The organism is Streptomyces sp. NPDC031479 (assembly GCF_055581065.1).
This window is the reverse complement of the sequence record NZ_JBVIKC010000041.1, coordinates 22,792-45,357: the sequence shown is the minus strand read 5'-3', so window position 1 is coordinate 45,357 and position 22,566 is coordinate 22,792. Positions and strand designations below refer to the sequence as shown.

Annotated in this window: 22 protein-coding genes; 17 read left to right on the top strand and 5 right to left on the bottom strand. The window is 74.1% G+C overall.

Going from position 1 to position 22,566, the window contains the following annotated elements; translation table 11 throughout:
• Positions 1 to 45 precede the first annotated feature (45 nt).
• The 7 genes from ACZ5D2_RS32000 to ACZ5D2_RS31970 all read left to right on the top strand — a co-directional run bounded on the left by ACZ5D2_RS32000 (position 46) and on the right by ACZ5D2_RS31970 (position 7,060).
• Positions 46 to 297, top strand: a complete 252-nt coding sequence (locus tag ACZ5D2_RS32000; protein WP_371675854.1) for a helix-turn-helix domain-containing protein — start codon at positions 46 to 48, stop codon at positions 295 to 297.
• A gap of 104 nt (positions 298 to 401) precedes the next feature.
• Positions 402 to 578 (top strand): hypothetical protein, encoded by a 177-nt coding sequence (locus tag ACZ5D2_RS31995; RefSeq protein ID WP_371675853.1) that lies wholly within the window; start codon positions 402 to 404, stop codon positions 576 to 578.
• A 173-nt stretch (positions 579 to 751) separates the two neighbouring features.
• Positions 752 to 2,230, top strand: a complete 1,479-nt coding sequence (locus ACZ5D2_RS31990) for a hypothetical protein (RefSeq protein ID WP_468934183.1) — start codon at positions 752 to 754, stop codon at positions 2,228 to 2,230.
• Between the two features lie 167 nt (positions 2,231 to 2,397).
• A complete protein-coding gene (locus ACZ5D2_RS31985) occupies positions 2,398 to 3,240 on the top strand; it encodes a nitrilase-related carbon-nitrogen hydrolase (protein WP_371675851.1) in 843 nt (280 codons plus the stop codon).
• Complete coding sequence (locus tag ACZ5D2_RS31980; RefSeq protein WP_371675850.1) at positions 3,237 to 4,532, top strand: aspartate aminotransferase family protein; 1,296 nt, start codon at positions 3,237 to 3,239, stop codon at positions 4,530 to 4,532. Before ACZ5D2_RS31985 ends, ACZ5D2_RS31980 begins: the two co-directional genes overlap by 4 nt.
• A gap of 52 nt (positions 4,533 to 4,584) precedes the next feature.
• Positions 4,585 to 5,985: a dihydropyrimidinase gene (hydA, locus tag ACZ5D2_RS31975; protein ID WP_371675849.1), complete on the top strand. Its 1,401-nt coding sequence runs from the start codon at positions 4,585 to 4,587 to the stop codon at positions 5,983 to 5,985.
• A 58-nt stretch (positions 5,986 to 6,043) separates the two neighbouring features.
• The gene (locus tag ACZ5D2_RS31970; protein ID WP_371675848.1) at positions 6,044 to 7,060 is read left to right on the top strand and encodes a TIGR03842 family LLM class F420-dependent oxidoreductase; all 1,017 of its coding nucleotides are present in this window, start codon (positions 6,044 to 6,046) and stop codon (positions 7,058 to 7,060) included.
• Between the two features lie 120 nt (positions 7,061 to 7,180).
• On the opposite strand, the gene ACZ5D2_RS31965 is transcribed toward ACZ5D2_RS31970, so the two are convergent.
• Complete coding sequence (locus tag ACZ5D2_RS31965) at positions 7,181 to 8,761, bottom strand: alpha/beta hydrolase (protein ID WP_371675847.1); 1,581 nt, start codon at positions 8,759 to 8,761, stop codon at positions 7,181 to 7,183.
• A gap of 269 nt (positions 8,762 to 9,030) precedes the next feature.
• A complete protein-coding gene (locus ACZ5D2_RS31960) occupies positions 9,031 to 9,765 on the bottom strand; it encodes a hypothetical protein (RefSeq protein ID WP_371675846.1) in 735 nt (244 codons plus the stop codon).
• 273 nt (positions 9,766 to 10,038) lie between these two features.
• Between ACZ5D2_RS31960 and ACZ5D2_RS31955 the strand changes: the two genes are divergently transcribed.
• On the top strand, positions 10,039 to 10,545 hold the full coding sequence (locus tag ACZ5D2_RS31955) for a hypothetical protein (protein WP_371675845.1): 507 nt from the start codon (positions 10,039 to 10,041) through the stop codon (positions 10,543 to 10,545).
• Between the two features lie 175 nt (positions 10,546 to 10,720).
• A complete protein-coding gene (locus tag ACZ5D2_RS31950) occupies positions 10,721 to 12,163 on the top strand; it encodes a serine/threonine-protein kinase (RefSeq protein ID WP_371675844.1) in 1,443 nt (480 codons plus the stop codon).
• A gap of 103 nt (positions 12,164 to 12,266) precedes the next feature.
• Here the strand turns inward: ACZ5D2_RS31950 and ACZ5D2_RS31945 are convergent, their stop codons facing one another.
• Together ACZ5D2_RS31945 and ACZ5D2_RS31940 are read right to left on the bottom strand one after the other, a co-directional pair.
• Positions 12,267 to 12,566: a hypothetical protein gene (locus tag ACZ5D2_RS31945; protein WP_371675843.1), complete on the bottom strand. Its 300-nt coding sequence runs from the start codon at positions 12,564 to 12,566 to the stop codon at positions 12,267 to 12,269.
• A 152-nt stretch (positions 12,567 to 12,718) separates the two neighbouring features.
• On the bottom strand, positions 12,719 to 13,729 hold the full coding sequence (locus tag ACZ5D2_RS31940; protein WP_371675842.1) for a glutathione S-transferase family protein: 1,011 nt from the start codon (positions 13,727 to 13,729) through the stop codon (positions 12,719 to 12,721).
• A gap of 169 nt (positions 13,730 to 13,898) precedes the next feature.
• Here ACZ5D2_RS31940 and ACZ5D2_RS31935 point away from each other — a divergent pair, with 169 nt between their 5' ends.
• The 3 genes from ACZ5D2_RS31935 (at position 13,899) to ACZ5D2_RS31925 (ending at position 16,739) form a co-directional block, all read left to right on the top strand.
• Positions 13,899 to 14,723, top strand: coding sequence for an inositol monophosphatase family protein (locus ACZ5D2_RS31935; RefSeq protein WP_468934175.1), 825 nt, complete (start codon positions 13,899 to 13,901; stop codon positions 14,721 to 14,723).
• A 79-nt stretch (positions 14,724 to 14,802) separates the two neighbouring features.
• A complete protein-coding gene (locus tag ACZ5D2_RS31930) occupies positions 14,803 to 16,221 on the top strand; it encodes a phytoene desaturase family protein (protein ID WP_371675840.1) in 1,419 nt (472 codons plus the stop codon).
• Positions 16,221 to 16,739 (top strand): O-acetyl-ADP-ribose deacetylase, encoded by a 519-nt coding sequence (locus tag ACZ5D2_RS31925; protein WP_371675838.1) that lies wholly within the window; start codon positions 16,221 to 16,223, stop codon positions 16,737 to 16,739. The genes ACZ5D2_RS31930 and ACZ5D2_RS31925 overlap by 1 nt, the downstream gene beginning before the upstream one ends.
• A 63-nt stretch (positions 16,740 to 16,802) precedes the next feature.
• Here ACZ5D2_RS31925 and ACZ5D2_RS31920 read toward each other — a convergent pair whose 3' ends face one another.
• Positions 16,803 to 17,285 carry an Lrp/AsnC family transcriptional regulator gene (locus ACZ5D2_RS31920; protein ID WP_371681118.1) on the bottom strand — a complete coding sequence of 161 codons (483 nt, stop codon included), beginning with the start codon at positions 17,283 to 17,285 and terminating at the stop codon, positions 16,803 to 16,805.
• A gap of 167 nt (positions 17,286 to 17,452) precedes the next feature.
• Between ACZ5D2_RS31920 and ACZ5D2_RS31915 the strand changes: the two genes are divergently transcribed.
• The 5 genes from ACZ5D2_RS31915 (at position 17,453) to ACZ5D2_RS31895 (ending at position 22,497) form a co-directional block, all read left to right on the top strand.
• Positions 17,453 to 18,451 (top strand): DMT family transporter, encoded by a 999-nt coding sequence (locus tag ACZ5D2_RS31915; RefSeq protein ID WP_371675837.1) that lies wholly within the window; start codon positions 17,453 to 17,455, stop codon positions 18,449 to 18,451.
• A complete protein-coding gene (locus tag ACZ5D2_RS31910; RefSeq protein ID WP_371675836.1) occupies positions 18,444 to 19,631 on the top strand; it encodes an amino acid aminotransferase in 1,188 nt (395 codons plus the stop codon). The genes ACZ5D2_RS31915 and ACZ5D2_RS31910 overlap by 8 nt, the downstream gene beginning before the upstream one ends.
• Positions 19,632 to 19,904: 273 nt before the next feature.
• Entirely contained in the window at positions 19,905 to 20,390 is a 486-nt protein-coding gene (locus tag ACZ5D2_RS31905; RefSeq protein ID WP_468934169.1) for a BTB/POZ domain-containing protein, read from the top strand.
• The gene (locus tag ACZ5D2_RS31900; protein ID WP_371675834.1) at positions 20,387 to 21,607 is read left to right on the top strand and encodes an MAB_1171c family putative transporter; all 1,221 of its coding nucleotides are present in this window, start codon (positions 20,387 to 20,389) and stop codon (positions 21,605 to 21,607) included. The genes ACZ5D2_RS31905 and ACZ5D2_RS31900 overlap by 4 nt, the downstream gene beginning before the upstream one ends.
• Positions 21,604 to 22,497: a DNA-binding protein gene (locus ACZ5D2_RS31895; protein WP_371675833.1), complete on the top strand. Its 894-nt coding sequence runs from the start codon at positions 21,604 to 21,606 to the stop codon at positions 22,495 to 22,497. The genes ACZ5D2_RS31900 and ACZ5D2_RS31895 overlap by 4 nt, the downstream gene beginning before the upstream one ends.
• Positions 22,498 to 22,566: the final 69 nt, after the last annotated feature.

The window sequence follows — 22,566 nt, the reverse complement described above, 5'->3', positions numbered from 1 at the left end:
ACTTTACCGGGATGATTATTGGGGGCGGAGGGGTAGGCTGGGGGCATGGTCCGTACCCCCCTGACCCCCGAAGAGCGTGAGCGCGGCGAACGTCTGGGCGCGCTGCTGCGCAAGGCCCGCGGCGAGCGCAGCATGGTCGAGGTCGCGGCCGGCGCGGGCCTCTCCTCCGAGACCCTCCGCAAGATCGAGACCGGGCGCGCCCCCACCCCCGCGTTCTTCACGGTGGCCGCGCTGGCCGAGGCCCTCGGTCTCTCCCTGGACGAACTCGTCCGCGCCTGCGTCCTCGTACCCGCCTGACGGCGGAGCCCCGCGCGGCGGTGCGCCCGCGCCGGGGGAGTGTCCCGAGGCCGATCGGCGCAACCGGCGGTGGCGCCGCCGGGGCACGGGGCAAGCCTGACGGCATGCCAGCCGTGAACGAAACGAAACGCCTCGGTCTCGCCGTGCTCGGCGCCCTCCTCGCGAGCGGCCTGCTGCTCGCGGCCTGCGTCGACCCCGAGGTCCGGGCACCCGCACCCGCCAAGGACCCCGGTGACGTGGTCCTGCCCCACCGGGGCGACGGGCTCCCGCGGCGCGAGTAACCGGGCCGGGCCGCGCCGCGCCGCGGAGGGCTCCGTGCGGACGGGGTGCGCGCGGGATCGCCGTCAAGCTTTGAGACTCCCGTATCCCGCCCGTAACGCGGGTGGGATCCAATGCGGTCATGGAGACGCCGACTGCGCTGGTGATCGGGCAACTCACTGAATACGTGCGGGGTTTGACGCGGAGACTGGACCCCGGGGCGGGCTGGTACGGGGAGTTCCTGCGACGGGATCCGGGTGGGATGGGGGCCTGTCTGGAGGGGGTCGCGATACCGCCCTGGGACGTACTGGAGTCGCTGCTCGGGGACCTTCCGGGGGATCCGGAGACCAAGGCCCGGGAGGCCGCCCTCGCGGCGGGGCTGCGGGCGGCCGCGGTGGCCGCGTGGGACGCGATGCCGGGCGGGGAGCGGGAGCTGCGGCTCCAGCTCGACGCCGCGGCCGGGCAGTGGGCCGCCTCGGAGGCCGCACTGCGCGGCCTCACCGACCGGCTCGGCGGCACCGCCGACCCGGGGGAGGCGGCCGCCCTGGCCCGGGAGCTCGCCTGGACCCGCGACGACACGGCCCGCGCCGCAGCACGGCACGCGGACCTGACCACCCGCCTGCGGGCACTGCCGCTGGCGGGCGTCCCGAGGCAACGGGAATGGCAGCCGGACCCGGCCCCGGACCGGGAGCGGCGGGGGAGGCCGGAGGGCGGCTCCGGGCAGGGGTGGCGGCCGGAGCCGGAGCCGGAGCCGGAGCCGGAGCCGGAGCCGAAGACGGAGTCGGAACCGCAGTCGGTGTCGGTCGGCAGGGGTGAGGGGCGGTGGCTGCGGGGAGCCCGTCGCGCCGGTGGGGCCCGGTACGCCGGCGCACCCCCGGCCGCCACTGCGCCGACCACCCCGGCGGCCCCCCTCCCCGCCCCGCGCGGCGCCCGGTTCGCGGGGGGCGGGGCCACCGTCGCGGAGCCCTTCCCGTCGGCCCCGCCCACCCGGCCCGCGCCGGAACCGGCGGTCTCCGAAGCCCCCGCCCGCGGACCGGAGGGGCCCGGGGGGACCGAGAGCCCCCGATCCGCCCCCACCCCGGCCGGCCCCGGCCAACAGGTTCCGGAGCGCGGCCCGTTCGAGCCCGCCGGCCGGGCGCCCCGCAGCGCCGGGACCGCGCGGCGCGACTTCGTCGCCGAATTGCTGGCCCTGCGGGAACAGGGCCGTACCGGGGAAGCGCACGCGCTGCTCTGCGAGGCCGCCGCGTGGCCCGCGGGGCGGCTGCCCGCGCTCGCCACCGAACTCGGCCGCGCCGGGCTGGCCGCCGACTGGGCCACCCTGCTGTGGGAGGCGGCCTCGCTCCCGCCCGAGCGGCTCGCCGCGGCCGCCGCCGCCCTCGGAGAGGCCGGCCGGGAGGGCGACTGCGACCGGCTGCTGCGCCAGGGCGTGGCCCGCCCCGCCGCCGAGGTCGCCGAAGCCGCCCTCGCCCTCGGCGCCGCCGGGCGGGACCGCGAGGCCCGCACCCTGCTCGGCGCCTTCGTGCGCCTGCGCACCGCCGAGGAGGCGGCGGCCCTGGCCCGCCGCGACCCGCACTGGTTCGCTCCCCGGCTGCTGGCCGGGGCCCGCGCCCTGTCCGGCTCCCGGCACCGGGACCTGGCGCACGCCCTGCGCGTGGCGGGGATCCCGGCGAGCTGAAGCGCCCGTCTCCTGACCGCAAACGACCACCTTGCGACGTAACTTGATCGACTACTCCAACCGCGCACGGTGGTCTTGCCCCACGCTGTGACGAGGCCTACCTTCGACTCCCTACGCACACCGTCTACGTGCGTAGAAGTCGGCGTTCCCGTCGCGAGGAGCAGCTCATGGCCCAAGTCGTCCGCGCCGCACTCGTCCAGGCCACCTGGACCGGAGACACCGAGTCGATGATCGCCAAACACGAGGAGCACGCCCGCCGGGCGGCCGCCCAGGGGGCGAAGGTCATCGGCTTCCAGGAGGTGTTCAACGCCCCCTACTTCTGCCAGGTGCAGGAGCCCGAGCACTACCGCTGGGCCGAGCCCGTCCCCGACGGCCCCACCGTACGGCGGATGCAGGCACTCGCCCGCGAGACCGGCATGGTGATCGTCGTCCCGGTCTTCGAGCTGGAGGCCGAGGGGTTCTACTACAACACCGCCGCCGTCATCGACGCCGACGGCAGCTACCTCGGCAAGTACCGCAAGCACCACATCCCGCAGGTCAAGGGCTTCTGGGAGAAGTACTACTTCCGCCCGGGAAACCTCGGCTGGCCCGTCTTCGACACGGCCGTCGGCAAGGTCGGCGTGTACATCTGCTACGACCGCCACTTCCCCGAGGGCTGGCGCGCGCTGGGCCTGGCCGGGGCCCAGCTGGTCTACAACCCGTCCGCCACCTCCCGGGGCCTGTCCGCGTACCTGTGGCAGCTGGAGCAGCCCGCCTCCGCCGTCGCCAACGAGTACTTCGTCGCCGCCATCAACCGCGTCGGACAGGAGGAGTACGGCGACAACGACTTCTACGGCACCAGCTACTTCGTCGACCCGCGCGGCCAGTTCGTCGGCGAGGTCGCCAGCGACAAGGAGGAGGAACTCCTCGTCCGGGACCTCGACTTCGACCTGATCAAGGAGGTCCGCGACCAGTGGGCCTTCTACCGCGACCGCCGCCCCGACGCCTACGGAGGGCTCGTACAGCCGTGACCAACCCCATCCCCCTGCACAGCCGCCACGCCGCCGTCCTGCCCGACTGGCTCGCGCTCTACTACGACCGCCCCATCGAGCTCACCCACGGCGAGGGCCGCCACGTCTGGGACGCCGACGGCAACCGCTACCTCGACTTCTTCGGCGGCATCCTCACCACGATGACCGCCCACGCCCTGCCCGAGGTCACCAAGGCCGTCTCCGAACAGGCCGGCCGGATCATCCACTCCTCCACCCTGTACCTCAACCGGCCGATGATCGAGCTGGCGGAACGGATCTGCGCGCTGTCCGGGATCCCCGACGCCCGGGTCTTCTTCACCACCTCCGGCACCGAGGCCAACGACACCGCCCTGCTGCTCGCGACGACGTACCGCCGCTCCAACCAGATCCTGGCGATGCGCAACAGCTACCACGGCCGCTCCTTCTCCACCGTCTCGATCACCGGCAACCGGGGCTGGTCCCCGACCAGCCTCTCGCCGCTCCAGACGTACTGGGTGCACGGTGCCGTCCGCACCCGCGGCCCCTTCGCCGCCCTGTCCGACGCCGGGTTCACCGCCGCGGCCGTCGCCGACCTGGAGGACGTGCTCGGCCAGGCCCGCGGCGGGGTCGCCGCCCTCATCGCCGAACCGATCCAGGGCGTCGGCGGCTTCACCTCCCCGCCCGACGGGCTCTACGGGGCCTTCCGCGAGGTCCTCGACCGGCACGGCATCCTCTGGATCAGCGACGAGGTGCAGACCGGCTGGGGCCGTACCGGCGAACACTTCTGGGGCTGGCAGGCCCACGCCCAGAACGGCCCGCCGGACATCCTCACTTTCGCCAAGGGCATCGGCAACGGCATGTCCATCGGAGGGGTCGTGGCCCGCGCCGAGGTGATGAACTGCCTCGACTCCAACTCCATCTCCACCTTCGGCGGTTCCCCGGTCACCATGGCGGCCGGCCTCGCGAACCTCGCGTACCTGCAGGAACACGACCTCCAGGGCAACGCCCGCCGCGTCGGCGGACTCCTCCTGGAACGGCTGCGCGCCGTCTGCGCCGGCGTGCCGGCGGTACGGGAGGTCCGCGGCCGGGGCCTGATGGCCGGCCTGGAGCTGACGAAGCCGGGGACCGACCGGGCCGACCCGCAGGCGGCCGCCGCCGTCCTGGAGGCCGCCCGCGCCGGCGGCCTGCTCCTCGGCAAGGGCGGTGGCCACGACACCAGCGTGCTGCGCATCGCGCCGCCGCTCTCCCTCACCGTCGCCGAGGCGGAAGAGGGCGCCGACATCCTCGAACAGGCCCTCCGGACCATCCAGTAGCAGCCAGCAGCCAGCAGCCAGCAGCCAGCACCCAGCCCGTAGGGGGAGTTCCTTGAGCACGCGCACCCTGATCCGCGGCGGTCTGGTCGTGACCGCCGCCGACGAGCTGCACGCGGACGTCCTCGTCGAGGACGGTCGCGTCGCGGCCCTCGCCGCACACGGTTCCGCCGCGGCGGACGTCTGGACCGCCGACCGCACGATCGACGCGAGCGGGAAGTACGTCATCCCCGGCGGTGTCGACGCGCACACCCACATGGAGCTCCCCTTCGGCGGCACCTCCGCCTCGGACACCTTCGAGACCGGCACCCGGGCCGCCGCCTGGGGCGGCACCACCACCATCGTCGACTTCGCGGTGCAGAGCGTGGGCCGCTCCCTGCGCGAAGGGCTCGACACCTGGTACGCGAAGGCCGACGGCAACTGCGCCGTCGACTACGCCTTCCACATGATCCTCTCCGACGTCAACGAGCACACCCTGAAGGAGATGGACCACCTCGTCGGCGAGGGGGTCACCTCCTTCAAGCTGTTCATGGCCTACCCGGGCGTCTTCTACAGCGACGACGGCCAGATCCTGCGCGCGATGCAGCGGGCGTCTTCCAACGGCGGGCTGATCATGATGCACGCCGAGAACGGCATCGCGATCGACGTCCTCGTCGAACAGGCCCTGGCCCGCGGCGAGACCGACCCCCGCCACCACGGCGAGGTCCGCAAGGTGCTGCTGGAGGCCGAGGCCACCCACCGCGCCATCCAGCTCGCCCGGGTCGCGGGCTCCCCGCTCTATGTCGTCCACGTCTCGGCGGAGGAGGCGGTCGCGGAGCTGGCCGCCGCCCGGGACAAGGGGCTGCCGGTCTTCGGCGAGACCTGCCCGCAGTACCTCTTCCTGTCCACCGACAACCTGGCGGAGCCCGACTTCCAGGGGGCCAAGTACGTCTGCTCCACCCCGCTGCGCCCCCGCGAGCACCAGGCGGCGCTCTGGCGGGGCCTGCGGACCAACGACCTCCAGGTGGTCTCGACCGACCACTGCCCCTTCTGCTTCCGCGGCCAGAAGGAGCTGGGCCGCGGCGACTTCTCCAAGATCCCGAACGGGCTGCCGGGGGTGGAGAACCGCATGGACCTCCTGCACCAGGCCGTCCTGGACGGGCACATCAGCCGCCGCCGCTGGATCGAGATCGCCTGCGCGACCCCGGCCCGGATGTTCGGGCTCTACCCGCAGAAGGGCACCATCGCCCCGGGTTCCGACGCCGACATCGTCCTCTACGATCCGCACGCCGAGCAGGTCATCTCCGCCGAGACCCACCACATGAACGTGGACTACTCGGCGTACGAGGGCAGGCGGATCACCGGACGCGTCGACACGGTCCTCTCCCGCGGCGAACTCGTCATCGACCGCCGCGAGTACACCGGCCGGGCCGGCCACGGGGCCTTCGTCCACCGTTCCACCTGCCAGTACCTCTGAGGGGCGCCGGGGCCCGCACGCCCCGGCCGCCCGCACTCCCCAGCAAGGAGCCGCCGCCATGGACTTCGGCCTCGTCCTGCAAACCGACCCGCCGGCCTCTCAGGTCGTCAGCCTCATGAAGCGCGCCGAACGCAACGGCTTCCGCTACGGCTGGACCTTCGACTCGGCGGTCCTCTGGCAGGAACCGTTCGTCATCTACAGCCAGATCCTGGCCAACACGCAGAAGCTCCACATCGGCCCGATGGTCACCAACCCGGGAACCAGGACCTGGGAGGTCACCGCCTCCACCTTCGCCACCCTCAACGACATGTACGGCAACCGCACCGTCTGCGGCATCGGCCGCGGGGACTCGGCCATGCGCGTCGCGGGCCGGGCCCCCAACACCCTGGCCCGCCTCGGCGAGGCCATCGACGTCATCCGCGACCTCGCCGAGGGCCGCGAGGCCGAGGTCGACGGCAAGCCGCTCCGCATCCCGTGGATCAAGGACGGCAAGCTCCCCGTCTGGATGGCCGCGTACGGGCCGAAGGCCCTCGCCCTCACCGGTCAGAAGGCCGACGGGTTCATCCTCCAGCTCGCCGACCCGTTCCTCACGGAGTGGATGGTCAAGGCCGTCCGGCAGGCCGCGACGGAGGCGGGGCGCGACCCGGCGTCCATCACCATCTGCGTGGCCGCTCCGGCGTACGTCACGGCCGACGGCTCGGAGGCCGCCCTCGCCCACGCCCGCGACCAGTGCCGCTGGTTCGGCGGGATGGTCGGCAACCACGTCGCCGACCTCGTCTCCCGCTACGGCGAGCACTCGGGCATGGTCCCGGACGCCCTCACCGAGTACATCAAGGCCCGCCAGGGCTACGACTACAGCCACCACGGCCGCGCCGGAAACCCGTCCACGGACTTCGTCCCGGACGAGATCGTCGACCGCTTCTGCCTGCTGGGCCCGGTCGAGGCCCACATCGAGAAGCTCCGCGCCCTGCGCGACCTGGGCGTGGACCAGTTCGCCGTCTACGACATGCACGACGCCCGGGAGGCCACCATCGACGCGTACGGGCAGCACATCATCCCGGTACTACGCGACTGACCCGCCGCGCCGCGCTCCCGCGAGCGGCGTGGTCAGCCGCCCCCCGAAATCGGGTCTCACCCCACGACGGGGGGCGGCTTCCGGTGCGGGCTCAAGGGGTTGTGCCGGGCGGCCTCTTCGTCAGCCGGCCTGCTTGACGCAGGTGCGGTCCTTCGGCGGGAGCTTGCCCGTGGCCAGGTACCTGTTGACCTGGTCGTCCACGCAGGTGTTGCCGTAGAGCCCGAAGAGGGCGTGGCGATTGGCGCCCTCAAGGGTGAGCAGCCGGGAGCTCGGCAGCAGGTCGTGCAACGCGACGCTGCTCTTGTACGTGGTGCGCGGATCGCCGGTGGCGGCCACGATCAGCACCGGGGCGTCGCGCCGCACCTGGGTGGGCTCCTCGCGCGGCCGGTCCCAGAAGGCGCACGGGCCGATGTTGTTGGTCATCGGTCCGAACAGCGGGTGCGCGGCGCGGCTGCGCTCGATGTCCCGCCAGTAGACCTCGGGATCGCGCGGGGCGGCCCCGTCCCCGCAGATGATCGCGGACTGCGCGCCCGTGGGCTCGCCCTCGCCGCGCAGCGCGTACCGCAGCGCCGTGGCGAACTGCGGCGAGAGCGTGGCCGGTCGGCCCTCCGCGGCCTTGGCCAGGGCGGACACCGTCTCGCCGAAGGACGCCCGCGCCGGGTCGGTGTCGTCCGAGACGCCCGTGAACAGGAGGAGCGGCACCTGGCTGTCGTCGATCCGGAAGGCATCGGCGCCGCTGCCGAGGGTCAGCGGCGCCCGCGCGGACGCCGCGGCGATTCGGTCGATGCGGGCGAGCACCTCCGCGCGGGTGCGGCCGAGGCCGTAGGCGGCGTGGCGCTCGGCCGCCCAGGCGGCCCAGTCGGAGAGGGCCTTCTCGTTCTCGGGTTCGGAGCCCTTCAGCAGCCGGGGGCGGTAGTCGGCGGGGGTGATCGCCCCGTCGAGCACGACCCGGTCGTAGCGGCCGGGGAACATCTGGGTGTAGACGGTGCCCAGGTAGGTGCCGTACGAGTAGCCCAGGTAGGAGATCTTCCGCTCGCCGAGCGCGCCGCGGATGACGTCCATGTCGCGGGCCGTGTTGCGGGTGCTGATGTGCGGGAGCACCGAGGCGTCCTTGGCGCGGCACTTGTCGGCCAGGCCCTTCTGGAGGGCGACCTGGCGGTCGAACCCCGCCCGGCCGGCGCCGGCCGAGAACCAGGTCATGCCGACGGGCCAGCCGCAGTCCAGCGGGGTGCTGCGGCCCACGAAGCGCGGGTCGAACCCGACGATGTCGTAGCGCGCACCGACGTCCTTCATCGCCTTGCGCACGTCCGGTGGTGACCCGACGGCACCTCCGCCCGGGCCCCCGTTGTTCAGCAGGATCGCGCCGATGCGGTGGCGGGTGTCGGTGGCCTTGAGCCGGGACACCGCGACGGTGATCGTCCGTCCCCGGGGGTCGGCGTAGTCCAGTGGGACGGTCACGTCCGCACACTGCACCCCGGCCTTGTCCAGGTCCCGGCCGGTGGTGTCGTCGGGGCCCGTGACACAGCTGCCCCAGCCGAGGCGCTGCTGGTGGTACGGGCCGAGCCCGGCGGGGGCGCCATCTCTGGCAGGGGCAGGGGCGGGGGCCTCGGCGGCGGCCAGGGCGGGGGACGTGGTGAGGCCGGCGGAGAGGGCGAGGCCGACGGCGCAGGCACGGCGCACGGCCGGGCTGAGGGGGTTCACGGGGTCTCCTCGGGCTGGTGGATGCGGTCGGTGGCGCGCTCCCGAGGCTAGGAACCGCCCCCGCCCACCACATCGCCCCCGGGCACGAGGACCCCGGTCCTACCACCCCCCTCGCCCGGGACCCCCGTCCCGGCCGCCCCCACCATCCGGCCCCACCGGCGTTCGTGGCGCTGGGGCAGCGGGGCGAGCCCCCGAAAGTCCGGCGCAGCCGGGTCCGCTTCGCGCGACGGCGCGGGACCCGCCCCCGTCCCACCCGGCGGAGCGCCCCGTCACCCCCGCGGCTGCACCCACAACGCCTCGGCCACCGCGCAGAGTTCACCCTCCGCCGTGGCCAGCGCCGTGCCCGCCGTGTACGTGCGGCCCTCCCCGCCGAGCAGCCAGGCGTACGAGATCAGCCCGCCGCCCCCGGCCGCCGGCACCGGCCGCAGCAACCGCGCCGTCAGCGCCGCGGTGACCGCGCCCGCCGGGCGGTGGTCCAGCAGCCGCCCCGCCGCGTTCCCCGGGCAGTCCAGCGCGCCCCACACCAGCTCCGGCGGCAGCATCCCGTCCGGCCCCGCCAGTTCCGGCCCCGGCGTCCACGCCGCCGCGACGATGTCCCGCCCGGGCACCCGCCCGCAGTGCAGCCGCAGCCCCGTCGCGGGCGTCCGGTCCAGCCCGCAGCCGAAGCAGTCGGCCTGCCCCTGCGGCGGGTCCGCCCGGAACGCCTCGGCCGCCTTCGACGCCTCGTCCCACGACGGCACCTGCGGCACCTGCGGCACCGCCCCGCCCGGGGCCCGCGCGGGAGAGGCCGCCGCGAGCAGCGTGTCCGCCGCGTCCAGCAGGGACACCCCGCCCCCCTCGGCCGCCACCGGGCGCACGGCCGTCCCCGTCGGCACCGGCCGCCGGAAGTCCACCCGTACGGCATCGGCATCCGCCACCCGCGCCGCCAGCAGCCCGGCCACGTACCCGCCGAACGCCACGCCCGGGTACCCGTGCAGCCGCTCCGGCACCGAAATCGTCTCCATGCCCGTCCCCATCCTCATCCCCGTCTCGGTGACCTCCGACGTCAGCCACCCTCACACACAACGCCGTACGTCGGCCGCCCCGCGACGCGGAGGTGCCTCACCCATCCGGATCCCCCACCATCCTCCTCACCGACCACACCGTCTCCCCGTGCGTTCCGCTGCTTGTGGCCAACCCCTGACCGGCCGGTGACGCGGGCGCCGCCGCCCGCTCACCCCGTCCTGGTAATTTGGCACGCTCTTTCGATCAACTCGCTTTCCACTGGGGGACTTCTCGTGCACAAGAACCTGCGACACGGTGTCATCGCCGCCGCCGTCATCGCCGCCGCCCTGGCCCTCACGGCCTGCGGCAGCGACTCCGGCGGCGACTCCGGCAAGGGAAAGGCCACCGTCGCGAAGGACCCGAAGCCGGCCTCGACGCCGAGCAGCACGGCGGGCGGCCCCGACAGCGCGCCCACCACCGGCTCGGACGCCAAGATCGGCAGCGTGGAGGGCAGCTGGCTCTCCGCGGCCACCCCGTCGAAGCCCGTCGTCGTCACCGTCAAGGGCAAGATCGCCGTGGTCGTCGAGGGCTCCACCGGCCTGACCTGCCAGGGCACCACCGACGGCAAGGCCTTCGACTTGAAGTGCCCGGCGGGCGCCCTGCACGCGAAGGGCACGATCCTGTCCGCCGACGCGGCGGGCCTGAAGGTCACCTGGACCGAGGTCGGCACCGAGACCTACCAGAAGACCGACCCCGGCAAGCTCCCCACGGGCCTGCCCGGCACCCTCCCGAAGTCCTGACCCACCGCGTACGGTCCACCGCCGCTCGGGCGGTCCGCCCGAGCGCGGGGTCCGAATCGCCTGCACAGCGGGCCACGGGGAACGGCCGCCGGGCCCCTCCGCGGTATGCCAGACTTTCCGTCCTGGCTGTCAAACCCCGGTCCGAGCAGGCCGGTTGACGCGGAGGCGAGGCCTGATGGGCGAGACGGCGGAGGGCCTGTTGATCGCCGGCCGCTACCGGCTGGCGGAGAGGATCGGCGGCGGTGGCATGGGCGCCGTCTGGCGGGCTTTCGACCAGAGCCTGCGGGTGGAGGTCGCGGTCAAGCAGGTGACCGTGAGCCCGCACGCCTCCGCGGAGCAGCGGCAGCAGGCCCTGGCGTACGCGCGGAAGGAGGCCCGGCACGCCGTCGCCCTGCGCCACCATCCGAACATCGTCGCCGTGCACGACGTCGCCGAGCACGACGGCATGCCGTGGATGGTGATGGACCTGGTCGAGGGTCAGTCCCTCGCCCGGATGCTGGAGTCGGGCCTCCTCACCACCCAGCTGGCGCACACGGTCGCGGCCGGGGTGCTGGCGGCGCTGAAGGCCGCCCACCGGGCCGGAATCGTGCACCGGGACGTGAAGCCGGCCAACATCATGATCGACCGGACCGGCCACGTGCTCCTCACCGACTTCGGCATCGCGAAGCACAGCATGGACACCAGGCTCACCGCCGCCGGGGCGCTGGTGGGCACCGCGGAGTACATCGCGCCCGAGCGGTTCCGGGACGACGAACGCCCGGCCGGTGACCTGTTCTCGCTGGGAGCCAGCCTGTACGAGGCGGTCGAGGGCGTGTCACCGTTCCGGCGCGGCTCCGTGCTCTCCACGATGAACGCCGTCGCCTCCGAGGAACCCGCGCCGCCGAAGAACGCCGGGCACCTGGCCGCGCTGATCCTGCGGCTCCTGGACAAGGACCCCGACGCGCGGCCGACCATCCCGCAGGCCGAGGCGGCCCTCGAAGGGGTGCCCGTGGGCCGTCAGGCGATCGCGGTACCGAAAGGCGTCCCGTGGGGCCACTGGGTCCGGGTGCTCGCCATGGCGGTGCTCCTCGCGGGGGCGCTGTTCCTGCCCCTGCTGTCGGAGGTCTGGACGGACCGGGAGACGGGGACGCCGGCGGCGGTCGAGACGCTGACGGGCCGAATGCTGTTCCCGTGGCACCTCGGCGTCCCACGGGGGGACCTCCGGTTCTGGGACCGGGCCGACTGGATCTTCATGTCGGTCTACCTGCTGGGCACGGCCGCGGTCGTCGTCGTGGCCGCGGCGAGGCCGCTGCTCGTCCACTCCGGCGGTCTGGGGACGAGGGCCGTCGTCCTCGCGCTCCGCGTCGCGGCCGTCCTGTGGTGCGCGGCCCTCGCACTGTCCCCGACGTACTGGGCCGCCCTGGGGGCCTCGCCCCCGGCCCCGGACGAGCCCGAACACCCCGAGCACCTCTTCCACGTGACCCCCATGATCGGGGTGTGGCTGTTGTGGCTGGTGGGGCTGGTGGCGGGTTACTCCCTGCTGCACCGGACGCCGACGCCCAGCCCCCGTCGGCCCCCGGCGTCTCGCCGGAGCCTCCTCCGCCGCCCCGCTCCACGGGTTCGCCCGGAGGGTGGATGAGCAGCCCGCTCTCCTCGGTGGACCGGGGCAGCCGCGCGCGGCGCCGGGGCGCCGAACGGGGCGACGCGCCCGCCGCGGGCTACGGGGCTGCGCCCGCCGCGGGCTACAGGGCTGCGGTCGCCGTGGGCCACGGGGCTGCGGTCGCCGCGGGCACCGGGCCCCGTGCGGCGCGCATCCGGGTCCCGTCGAACTCCACCGTTTCTCCGGGCAGGACCAGCAGGCCGGGCTCACCGTCCTGCCAGGCCGCGCCGATCCGCCGGATCTGGACCGCCGGCCCGCGCGCGCCGGCCATGAAGACGGTCGGGTCGACCTCCCAGCCGTGGCCGGCCAGCCACCCCTCCAGCGTCGTTGCGTCCGTGCCGGTCGCTTCTCGCGGCCATTCGTACGTGTTCCGGCTGTCCATGCCCGTCCCCCTCCAGTGCGGCCGGATGCCCGGCGCCGCGCCGATCCTCGCATCCGCCACCGACACGGGCCGGGCAATTTCCCCGCCGCGGGGCGGCCCCGGCCCCGGGCGGGCGGGGCCGGGGCCGCCCGCCCCCGCCCGCCGCGGTCGTGTCAGGGGTGCGACGGGGCGCGCCGGTGCGGGACCGCCTCGGCGGGGGAGGGGGGCGCGGGCGGGGTGCCGTCCCCGAAGGGGCGTCCGCCCAGCGCCGCCCGGCCGTGCGGTTCGAGCCAGCCCGACGGGTCGGGGCCGTCGGGAACGATCCCGGACGGGTTGATGTGGCTGTGGACGAGGTAGAAGTGCTTCTTGATGTGGTCGAAGTCGACCGTGTCCCCGAAGCCGGGCGTCTGGAACAGGTCCCGGGTGTACGCCCACAGCACCGGCATCTCCGAGAGCTTCTGCCGGTTGCACTTGAAGTGGCCGTGGTAGACGGCGTCGAAGCGCACCAGCGTGGTGAACAGCCGTACGTCCGCTTCGGTGATCGTCTCGCCGACGAGGTAGCGCGACCGCTCCAGCCGCTCGGAGAGCCGGTCGAGACGGGCGAAGAGCCGCTCGTACGCAGCCGTGTACGCCTCCTGCGACTTGGCGAACCCGGTGCGGTAGACCCCGTCGTTGACGTCCGTGTAGACCTCCTCGTTCACCGCGTCGATCTCGGGCCGGAGCGCGGCCGGGTACAGGTCCGGTGCCCCGTCGCGGTGGTACGCCGTCCACTCCAGCGACATGTCGACGGTGATCTGCGCGTAGTCGTTGGTGACCACCTCGCCGCTCGGCACGTCCACGATCGCGGGCACGGTGATGCCCCGGTCGTAGTCCGGGTCGCGGGCGAAGTACGCCTCCTGGAGCCGCTCTATCCCCAGCACCGGGTCGCGGCCCTGCGGGTCGAGGTCGAAGGTCCAGCTGCGCTTGTCGTGCGTCGGTCCGGCGACGGCCATGGGCAGGGCCTCCTCCAGCCCGAGGAGCCGTCGGACGATCATCGCGCGCTGTGCCCAGGGGCAGGCGCGGCTCACCACGAGACGGTAGCGACCGGGCTCCACCGGGAAGCCGTCGCGGCCGTCGGCGGTGATCCGGGTGGTGATGTAGCGGCTGTCGCGGGAGTACCCCTTGGCGGGGCGTACGTAGCTCATCCCCGGGCCCTACCCAGGAACCGGGGTGGTGAGCGGCCGCTCCACCGGGGCTCCGGCGTCCCTCGACCCGGCCCTCGCCGGCCGGGTTCACCCGCAGTCCACGAGGTGTGCGGTCGGGCGACCCGCATTGTCGGTGGGGATTGTCGGCGGGGCGTGCTTTGCTGGAGGCATGATCGATGAATTTCTGGCCCGTGACCTGTCCGCCGTCGAAGAAGCCGTCCGCAAGGCGGCGGCGGTGGAGATCATGCCGAGATTCCGGCAGCTCGCCCGGCACGAGGTCGACCAGAAGAGCGGCCCCCACGACCTGGTGACCATCGCCGACCGGCTGGCGGAGGAGCACCTGACCGCCTCGCTGACCCGGTTGCTGCCCGGCTCGGCCGTGGTAGGCGAGGAAGCCGTCCACGCCGACCCGGGCGTCTACGCCGCGCTCCGCGCCGACGCGCCCGTCTGGATCGTCGACCCCGTCGACGGCACCCGCCAGTTCGTGGGCGGCGACCCCGCCTTCTGCACCCTGGTCGCGCTGGCCCACCGCGGCGAGATACTCGCCTCCTGGACCTTCGCGCCGGTGCTGGACGAGCTCGCCACCGCCGTGCGCGGGCAGGGCGCGTACGTCAACGGCGAGCGGATCCACGCCGGTTCGCCGGAGCCCGGCGCCGTGCTCCGGGTCGCGATGGCGCATCCGCTGTACACCTCCGAGGAGGACAGGCGGACCCTGGCCCGGCTCGACGTGCCCGGCGTCGCCGCCCGGCCCTGCGGTTCGGCCGGCCTGGAGTACCTCAAGGTGGCCCGGGGCGAGATGGACGGCCTGGCGTTCACCTGGCCCTCGGCCTGGGACCACGCGGCCGGGCTGCTGCTGGTCGCCGAGGCGGGCGGCGCCCAGTCCACCGTCGACGGCGTCCCCTTCCGGGTGGACCGGGACAACGCCCTGCCCTTCGCGGTGGGGCGCGACGAGGCCACCGCCGTACGGATCCGCGAGTTGCTGCGGGGGGCGTAGGCGCGCGGGCGCGCGGGGCCCGTATGGACGGGCGGAATATCCTGGGAGCGGAGGCCGCCGCCGGACGAAGGAGCTGTCAGTGCCGTCGATTCTCGACGCAGTCGTGGTGGGGGCGGGGCCCAACGGCCTGACGGCCGCGGTCGAACTGGCCCGCCGGGGCTGCTCCGTTGCCGTGTTCGAGGCGGCGGACGGCATCGGGGGCGGGGCCCGCACCGAGGAGCTCACCCTCCCCGGCTTCCGCCACGACCCCTGCTCGGCGGTGCACCCGCTGGGCGCCGGTTCCCCGGTCTTCGCGACGATGCCGCTGAAGCGCTACGGGCTGGAGTGGCTGCACGCCCCGCTGCCCATGGCGCACCCCTTCGACGACGGCACGGCCGCGGTGCTCTCCCGCTCCGTCGCCGAGACCGCGGCCTCCCTCGGGCCCCGCGACGCGGGCGCGTACCGCCGTCTCGTCCAGCCGTACCTCGGCAAATGGGACACCCTCGCACGGGACTTCATGTCCCTGCCGTCCACCGCCCTGCCCCGGGACCCGCTGACCCTGGCCCGCTTCGGCCTGGCCGGGCTGCCGCCCTCCACCTGGCTGCTGCGCCGCTTCCGCGACGACCGCGCGCGTGCCCTGTTCGCCGGGCTCGTGGCTCACGTCATCGCCCCGCTGAGCGGGATCGGGACCGGCGCGGTCGGCCTCGTCTTCGCGCTGGCCGCGCACGCGGGCGGCTGGCCGATGGCGCGCGGCGGCTCGCAGTCGGTCTCCGACGCGCTCGCCGGGTACCTGGCGGACCTCGGCGGCACCGTGCACACCGGCTTCGAGGTCAAGCGGCTCGACGACCTGCCGCCCGCCCGCGCGTACGTCTTCGACACCTCGCCGACCGCCCTGGCCCGGATCGCCCGCCTCGGCCGCGCGTACGACGGTTACCGGTACGGCGCCGCCGCGTTCAAGCTCGACTACGCGCTCGACGGCCCGGTGCCCTGGACCGCCGAGGCCCCCCGCCGGGCCGGCACCGTGCAGATCGGCCCCGGCAGCCGCGACATCGACGCCGCCCTCCAGCTGGCCTGCGGCGGCCGGGCCCCCCGCAGCCCCTTCCTCATCACCGCGCAGCCCAGCCTGGTCGACCCTGGCCGGGCCCCGAGCGGCAAGCACGTGTTCTGGGCCTACGGGCACGTGCCCGCGGGCTGGGACGGAGACCTCACCGAGGCCGTCGAGCGGCAGCTGGAGCGCTTCGCCCCGGGCTTCCGCGACCTGGTGCTGGCCCGCGCCACGGCCGGACCGCCGCAGCTCGCCGCCCGCAACCCCAACTACGTCGGCGGGGACATCGCCTGCGGCGCCGCCTCCGGCCTCCAGCTCCTGCTCCGGCCGAAGGTCACCCTGTTCCCGTACGCCACGGCCCACCCGGCCGTGTTCCTCTGCTCCTCGGCGACCCCGCCGGGCCCGGGCGTCCACGGGATGTCCGGCCACAACGCCGCCAAGGCCGTCTGGCGGCACCTGCGAAAGGCCTCGTGATGGTGCGCATCATCCTCGTCCAGGGAGACATCACCGCAGAGGAGGCGGACGCGGTCGTCAACGCCGCGAACTCCTCGCTGCTCGGCGGCGGGGGAGTGGACGGCGCCATCCACCGGCGCGGCGGCCCGGAGATCCTCGCCGCCTGCGAGGACCTGAGGCGCTCCCACTACGGCAAGGGCCTCCCGACCGGCCGCGCGGTCGCCACCACGGCGGGCCGCCTCCCGGCGGAGCACGTCATCCACACCGTCGGCCCGGTCTGGTCGCGGGACGAGGACCGCTCGGAGCTGCTGGCCTCCTGCTACCGGGAGTCGCTGCGGGTCGCCGACGAGCTGGGTGCGCGTACGGTCGCGTTCCCCGCGATCTCCACCGGGATCTACGGCTGGCCGATGGACGACGGGGCCCGGATCGCGGTGGAGACCGTACGGGCTGCCCCGACCCGGGTCGAGGAGGTCCGCTTCGTGCTCTTCGACGCGGCGGCCCACGCCGCCTTCGCGGCGGCGGTCGCGGCGGCGTCGTAGGCTCCCTCGCGCCCCGGCCGTAGGCTCCCTCGCGCCCCGGTCAGAGCCCCCCTCGGGCCCCGGTCAGAGGCGGCGCGCCGAGCTCCCCGGGGTGGGGCGGGGGTAGGTGCGGGACTGCTTCACGCTGCCGAACGCGAAACTCGACTCGATCGAGGCGATCCCCGGGATGGCGTGGATCCGGTGGCGCACCAGGGATTCGTAGGCCTCCAGGTCCTCGATGACCACCCGCAGCAGGTAGTCGCTGCTGCCCGCCATCAGGTAGCAGTCCTGGATGTGCTCGATGACCGCGACGTGCTCCTCGAAGAGCCGGACCGCCTCCGCCGTGTGCCGCTCCAGGCGGATACGGACGAAGACGGTGATCGGCAGCCCGAAGGCGACCTGGTCGACCATCGCCGTGTAGCCGCGGATCAGGCCCGCCTCCTCCAGCCGGCGGACGCGGCGCAGACAGGGCGAGGGGGAGAGCCGCACCCGGTCGGCGAGGTCCTGGTTGGACAGCCGGCCGTCGGCCTGCAACTCCCGGATGATCTGCAGATCGACCGCGTCCATGGCCACGTTCCGGCGCTCCTCGGCTGTTCTTCGCCACTCCTTGGCAGATTCTGCCCCAAACGTATGTCCGAGCGGCAGAACTGGCAATCGGCTGCCCCGCCCCAAGCCCTAGCGTTGCCCGGGAGCGGACCGGACCGGTCCGTGTAGCAGAGGCTGGAGTCACTTCCTTGGTCGCGACGAACACCACCCGAGCGGCCGAGCCTCCCCACACGGTGAGCGAGCCGGCCGGACACCCCGGCCGGTTCGGGCTCTCCCCCCAGGCCCGGGGCATGGCGGCGCTGCTGGTCACGGTGGCCATCTGGGCCGCCTTCGCGCTCAGCGCCCGCGCCCTGAGCGCCTCCACGCTGCTCCCCGCCGACGCGGCACTGCTGCGCTTCGGGGTCCCGCTGCTCGTCCTGGCGCCCGCCCTGTGGCGTCGGCGCCGGCGGATCGCCGCCGTACGGCCGGGCGCGGCCGCCAAGATCATCTGCGGGGCCGGGGTGCCCTTCTTCCTGGCCGCCATGCACGGCGGCGCCCTCACCTCGGCGGCCTTCGTCGGCTCGATCGTCCCCGGGATGGTCCCGCTCTTCGTCGCCGCCCTGATGGCCGCCCGGGGCCGCGGCCTGCCCCGGGGGACGCAGATCGCCGGGCTCGCGCTGATCGCGCTGGGTGTGGCCGCCCTGGTCTGGCGCTACGTGGTCCCGGTCGACGCCGACGTCCTGGAGGGCGCCGGAACCCTGCTGGTGGCCAGCGGCCTGTGGGCCCTGTACACGGTGGGCCTGCGCGACGTGGACCTCGACCCCGTAGGCTCGATCGGCCTCCTGTGCCTGCCCTCCTTCGCGGTGATCGGCCTGCTGGTGCTGACCGGGGTGCTCCCGACCGGCCTCGCCCACGCGGCGGGCGGCGACATCGCCCTGTTCCTCGTGGTGCAGGGGCTCGGCGTCGGACTGTGCGCCGGCCTCCTCTACGCCTTCGCCATCCGCCGGCTCGGCGCGGAGCGCAGCTCCGTCGTCGGCAGCCTCAGCCCCGTGGCCGTCGTCCTCCTCGCCATCCCGCTGCTCGGCGAGTCCCCGACCACCGCCGTGCTGATCGGCGTCCCCCTGATCACCGCCGGCGTCGTGCTCGCCAACCGCCGTTCCGCCACCGCCCGCCCCCAACCCCGCCCCGAGGTCCCCGCAGATGCTTGAGCTCCTCCCGCCGCCGCCCACCGACCCGCTGTGGGACCTGACGTACGAGTTCGGTTCCGACGAGCGCGCCGAGCGGCTCAACCTGGTCCTCGGCGTCTACCGGGACCCCTCCGGCCGCACCCCCGTCATGGCCGCCGTGCGGGAGGCCGAGATCCGCCTCGCGGAGCGTTCGGAGTCCAAGGAGTACCGGGGGCTGTCCGGAAACGCCGCCTTCAACCGGGCCCTGCTCGCCATGGTGCTGGGGCCGGGCGCGGAAGCCGACCGGGCCGCGGCCGTCCAGACCGTCGCCGGCTCCGGCGCGCTGCGTCTGCTGGCCGACCTGATCTGCCGGACCCGCCCGGGAACCACGGTGTGGATCAGCGACCCGGCGTACGTGAACCACCAGCCGATCCTGGAGGCCGCAGGGCTCCGGGTGCGCACCTTCGGCTGGTGCGACGACGAGGGCGGCTTCGACTCCGCGGGCGTCCTCGCGGAGCTGGGGGAGGCGGGACGCGACGACGTCGTCCTGCTCCAGGGCTGCTGCCACAACCCTACCGGAGCCGACCCCTCCGGGGAGGACTGGGCGGCGCTGGCCGAACTGGCGGTGCGGGGCGGCTGGGTTCCGTTCGTCGACCTCGCCTACCACGGGCTCGGCGACGGCCTGGAGGCCGACCTGTGGGCCACGCGCCACCTGGCCGCGCGGGTCCCGGAGATGCTCATCGCCGTCAGCTGCTCGAAGAATTTCGGCCTCTACAGCGACCGCACCGGCTGCGCCATCGTCCTCGGCGCGTCGGGCCGTTCGGTGCGGCACGCCGAGACGGCCCTGCAGAACGCCGCCCGCACCCTGTACTCGATGCCGCCCGAGCACGGGGCCGCCGTCGTCACGACCGTCCTGGAGGACGAGGGCCTGCGGGCGCTCTGGCGGGCCGAACTGGACGTCATGCGGGGCAGGATCGAAGCCAACCGGTCGGAACTGACCGCCCGCCTGAGCGCCGACGGCCACGAGGTCCAGGCCCGGTCGCTCGCCCGGCAGCGCGGCATGTTCTCGATGCTCCCGCTCACGTCGCAGGAGATGCTCCGGCTGCGCAGGGAACACGCGATCTACGGAACCACCGCCGGCCGGATCAACATCGCGGGCATTCCGGCCGACCGGATCCCTTGTCTCGCGCGCGGCATAGCGGAGGTTCTCGCGACGCGTTGACGTTCCCCCGCGCCGCGCCACGGCTCCTTTCCGGCCGCGGTCCCACCGGACCGCGGCCGGAATGCCGGGGGGAATGGCCGGATAGAACGTACGTCGAACAGGCGGGAGTTGGGCGTGTGGCATCATGGCCGCGTTGTCCGACCGCTGGGTTCGCCGGAGGACTGAGGGATGAAGTTACCTGGCACCGGCCTACCGGCGTCGGAGGACAGGCGGCTCAGGCGCCGCCTCAAGAAGGTCCGTCACACGTGTGAGGCCCTGCTCGCGGAATGGGGCATGGAACACGGCTGTGGAATCGACGAACTCCTGCGCCACCTCAGTGAGCGCCGTCAACGTCCCATCCATTTGCTGGCGACGCCTTTCCCCGAACGGCACTTGTTCGGAATCTGGCTGAAAATGGATGAGTTCGACGTCATTGTGTTCGAGCAGGCGGCGACGCCTTCACACAAAGAACACATCATCGCGCACGAACTCGCCCACATCGCTTTCGACCACAGCGGCTCGGTGCAACTCGACCGGAACGATCCGGGCGATCCGAGCCTGCTCCTGCCCGACGTCGAGCCCGAAGCCGTGCGGGGCATGCTGATGCGCTCCCGCTACAGCGACGACGAGGAGCAGGAGGCCGAGACGATGGCCTCGCTGATCCTGGCCCGCGCCGCCAAGCGCTGGACGGAACCGGCCTGGGGCGTCCCGGACGAGGCCGCCGAGATCGTGGCCCGCATCGAGAGCGGACTCGGCCGACCCGACCAGGGGCCCGCGTGATCTACACGGTCCTCGCGTGGGTCTGCGCCTTCGTGGGCCTCGCGGCCTTCGGCTACCGCCTCCCCGACCTGCTGCGCCGCCGGCGCGACGTCGCCCTGTGGGCCCTGTGCACCTACTTCCTCTGCTCCGGGATCAGTTTCCTCGTCGACCTGGACCAGCTGCGGCTGCACATCTCCGGCTTCTTCGGGCTGCCGAACATCACCTCCCTGATCACCCAGGCGGCGGTGGTCGTGCTCACCGCGGCCCAGCAGGTGGTCCTCGTCTACTGGTCGGTGCCGCCCGCCGAGGCCCCGCGGATGGCGCGCCGCCGCGTCCTCGTCTTCGGCGCGGCCCTGGCCGTGCTGGTGGTCTCCTCCTTCGTCGTCGGCCCCGTGGCCCACTCCGAGACGGCCACCTCCACCATCCTGCTCAGCATCCAGCACCGCGGATACGCCCTCTACATGTCGTTCTACCTGCTGGTGTGCGCCGTCGGGCAGTTCGAGACGGTCCGGCTGTCGCTGCGCTTCACCGGGATGGTCAACCGCCAGTGGCTCAAGGTCGGCATGCGCACGGTCACCGTCGGCGCCAGCCTGATCCTGGTCTACTGCGTCACCCGGGGCATCCAGATCGCGGGCACGCGCCTGGGCTTCGACGCGGCCGCCCTCGACCCCGTCCAGTGGACCAGCGGCAGCGTCGGCGCACTGCTGCAGATCGCCGGCTGGACCATCCCCTCCTGGGGCATCCACATCACGCGCGCCCGCGGCTGGATCCGCAGCTACCGCTCGTACCTGCGGCTGCGGCCCCTGTGGTGGGCGCTGTACCAGGCGTCGCCCGACATCGCCCTCGACCCGCCGAGGTCCTGGCTGGGCGACCTGGTGCCGCCCCGCGATCCCCAGTACAGCCTCTACCGGCGCGTGATCGAGATACGGGACGGACAGCTGATCCTGCGCACCGCGCTCTCGATGGCGGAGTTCTCCCGCGTCGCGCGCTCGCTGGACCTCCCCGAGGACCCCACCTCCCCGCTGGGCGAGGCGCTCCAGGTGCGCGCCGTCCTGAGCCGTCCCGCCGAGGAACGGGCCGAGCGGGCGGAGCGGGCCGACGCCGAGTCCGACATCCCGGCACGGCCGCCGTACGAGGACTTCCGCGACGAGGTGGACTGGCTGACCAGGGTCGCGGACTCCTTCAACGCCCTCGGCCAGAGCAGCCCCGGTCCGGTCGGCGCCGGCCTGCTGTCATGACGCCGCCCGCCGTGTCCGCGGCCGTGGCCCTGGCCGCCGTACGGCGCCTCGTGGCCCTCGACACCGAGCGGGGGGCGACCGCCGCCGTACCCGCCGTACGGGAGACCGTGCGGCGGATCCCGGAGCTGTCGGCCGACCCGGGCGCGCTGCGCGACCGGGACGCCGACGGGCTCGCGGCCCTCGCCGAACTGTCCGAGGTCATCGGCTGGATCCTCTTCGACGCGGGCCGCTACCGGCCGGCCCACCGGATGAACGCGCGGGCCCTCGCCCTCGCCCGGCTGTGCGGCGACCGTTGGACGGCGCGACTGGTCCTGCTCAACCACAGCATGCTCACCACCCACACGGGCCACCCGCGCGCCGCACTGCTGAGCGCGGACCGGGTGCGCGGGCCCCGCCCGCTGCCCGCCCGCGTCGCCGCCCTCGTCCTGGTCCGCCGGGCGCACGCGACGGCCCTGCTCGGCGCGCGCTCCGAGGCACTGGAGCTGATCGCCCGCGCCCGGAGCCGCTTCCTGGACGGCGTCTCGCACCGCGACCCGCACTGGGCCTGGTGGATCGACGAGGCCGAGCTGCTCGGTCACCACGGCTGGGTCCAGGCCAGGCTGCGCCGCTGGGACCGGGCCATCCCCCTGCTGCACCAGGCGGCCACCGCCCCCGGACCCGCCTACCGGCACCTGTTCACGGCGGAGCTGCTCTCCGCCCTGGCGGGGGCCGGGGCGTGGCGCGAGGCCGAGGAGCTGATCGCGGAGGTGGCCCCGCGCGCCGCGGGCATCGGGTCGGTCCGCACGACCGAGACCCTCGGCCGGACGGCGGCGGGCCTGCGCGGGTGCGCGGACGCGCCGGGCGGCGTACGGGACGCGGCGGCCTTCCTGCTGGAGTCGCTGCCCGCTTGAGCCTGCCCGGACCGGGGAGACCCCGCCCGGACCAGGCCCTCCCCGACCGGACCGGCCGCACCCCGACCC

What these genes read in the sequence shown, in the direction of transcription:
- ACZ5D2_RS31935 (WP_468934175.1), top strand. Translation starts at nt 13,899, where the DNA reads ATGATCGATGAATTTCTGGCCCGTGACCTGTCCGCCGTCGAAGAAGCC.
- ACZ5D2_RS31995 (WP_371675853.1), top strand. Translation starts at nt 402, where the DNA reads ATGCCAGCCGTGAACGAAACGAAACGCCTCGGTCTCGCCGTGCTCGGC.
- ACZ5D2_RS31905 (WP_468934169.1), top strand. Translation starts at nt 19,905, where the DNA reads ATGGAACACGGCTGTGGAATCGACGAACTCCTGCGCCACCTCAGTGAG.
- ACZ5D2_RS31895 (WP_371675833.1), top strand. Translation starts at nt 21,604, where the DNA reads ATGACGCCGCCCGCCGTGTCCGCGGCCGTGGCCCTGGCCGCCGTACGG.
- ACZ5D2_RS31910 (WP_371675836.1), top strand. Translation starts at nt 18,444, where the DNA reads ATGCTTGAGCTCCTCCCGCCGCCGCCCACCGACCCGCTGTGGGACCTG.
- ACZ5D2_RS31985 (WP_371675851.1), top strand. Translation starts at nt 2,398, where the DNA reads ATGGCCCAAGTCGTCCGCGCCGCACTCGTCCAGGCCACCTGGACCGGA.
- ACZ5D2_RS31950 (WP_371675844.1), top strand. Translation starts at nt 10,721, where the DNA reads ATGGGCGAGACGGCGGAGGGCCTGTTGATCGCCGGCCGCTACCGGCTG.
- ACZ5D2_RS31920 (WP_371681118.1), bottom strand. Translation starts at nt 17,285, where the DNA reads ATGGACGCGGTCGATCTGCAGATCATCCGGGAGTTGCAGGCCGACGGC.
- ACZ5D2_RS31945 (WP_371675843.1), bottom strand. Translation starts at nt 12,566, where the DNA reads ATGGACAGCCGGAACACGTACGAATGGCCGCGAGAAGCGACCGGCACG.
- ACZ5D2_RS31925 (WP_371675838.1), top strand. Translation starts at nt 16,221, where the DNA reads ATGGTGCGCATCATCCTCGTCCAGGGAGACATCACCGCAGAGGAGGCG.
- ACZ5D2_RS32000 (WP_371675854.1), top strand. Translation starts at nt 46, where the DNA reads ATGGTCCGTACCCCCCTGACCCCCGAAGAGCGTGAGCGCGGCGAACGT.
- ACZ5D2_RS31970 (WP_371675848.1), top strand. Translation starts at nt 6,044, where the DNA reads ATGGACTTCGGCCTCGTCCTGCAAACCGACCCGCCGGCCTCTCAGGTC.
- ACZ5D2_RS31960 (WP_371675846.1), bottom strand. Translation starts at nt 9,765, where the DNA reads ATGGAGACGATTTCGGTGCCGGAGCGGCTGCACGGGTACCCGGGCGTG.
- ACZ5D2_RS31940 (WP_371675842.1), bottom strand. Translation starts at nt 13,729, where the DNA reads ATGAGCTACGTACGCCCCGCCAAGGGGTACTCCCGCGACAGCCGCTAC.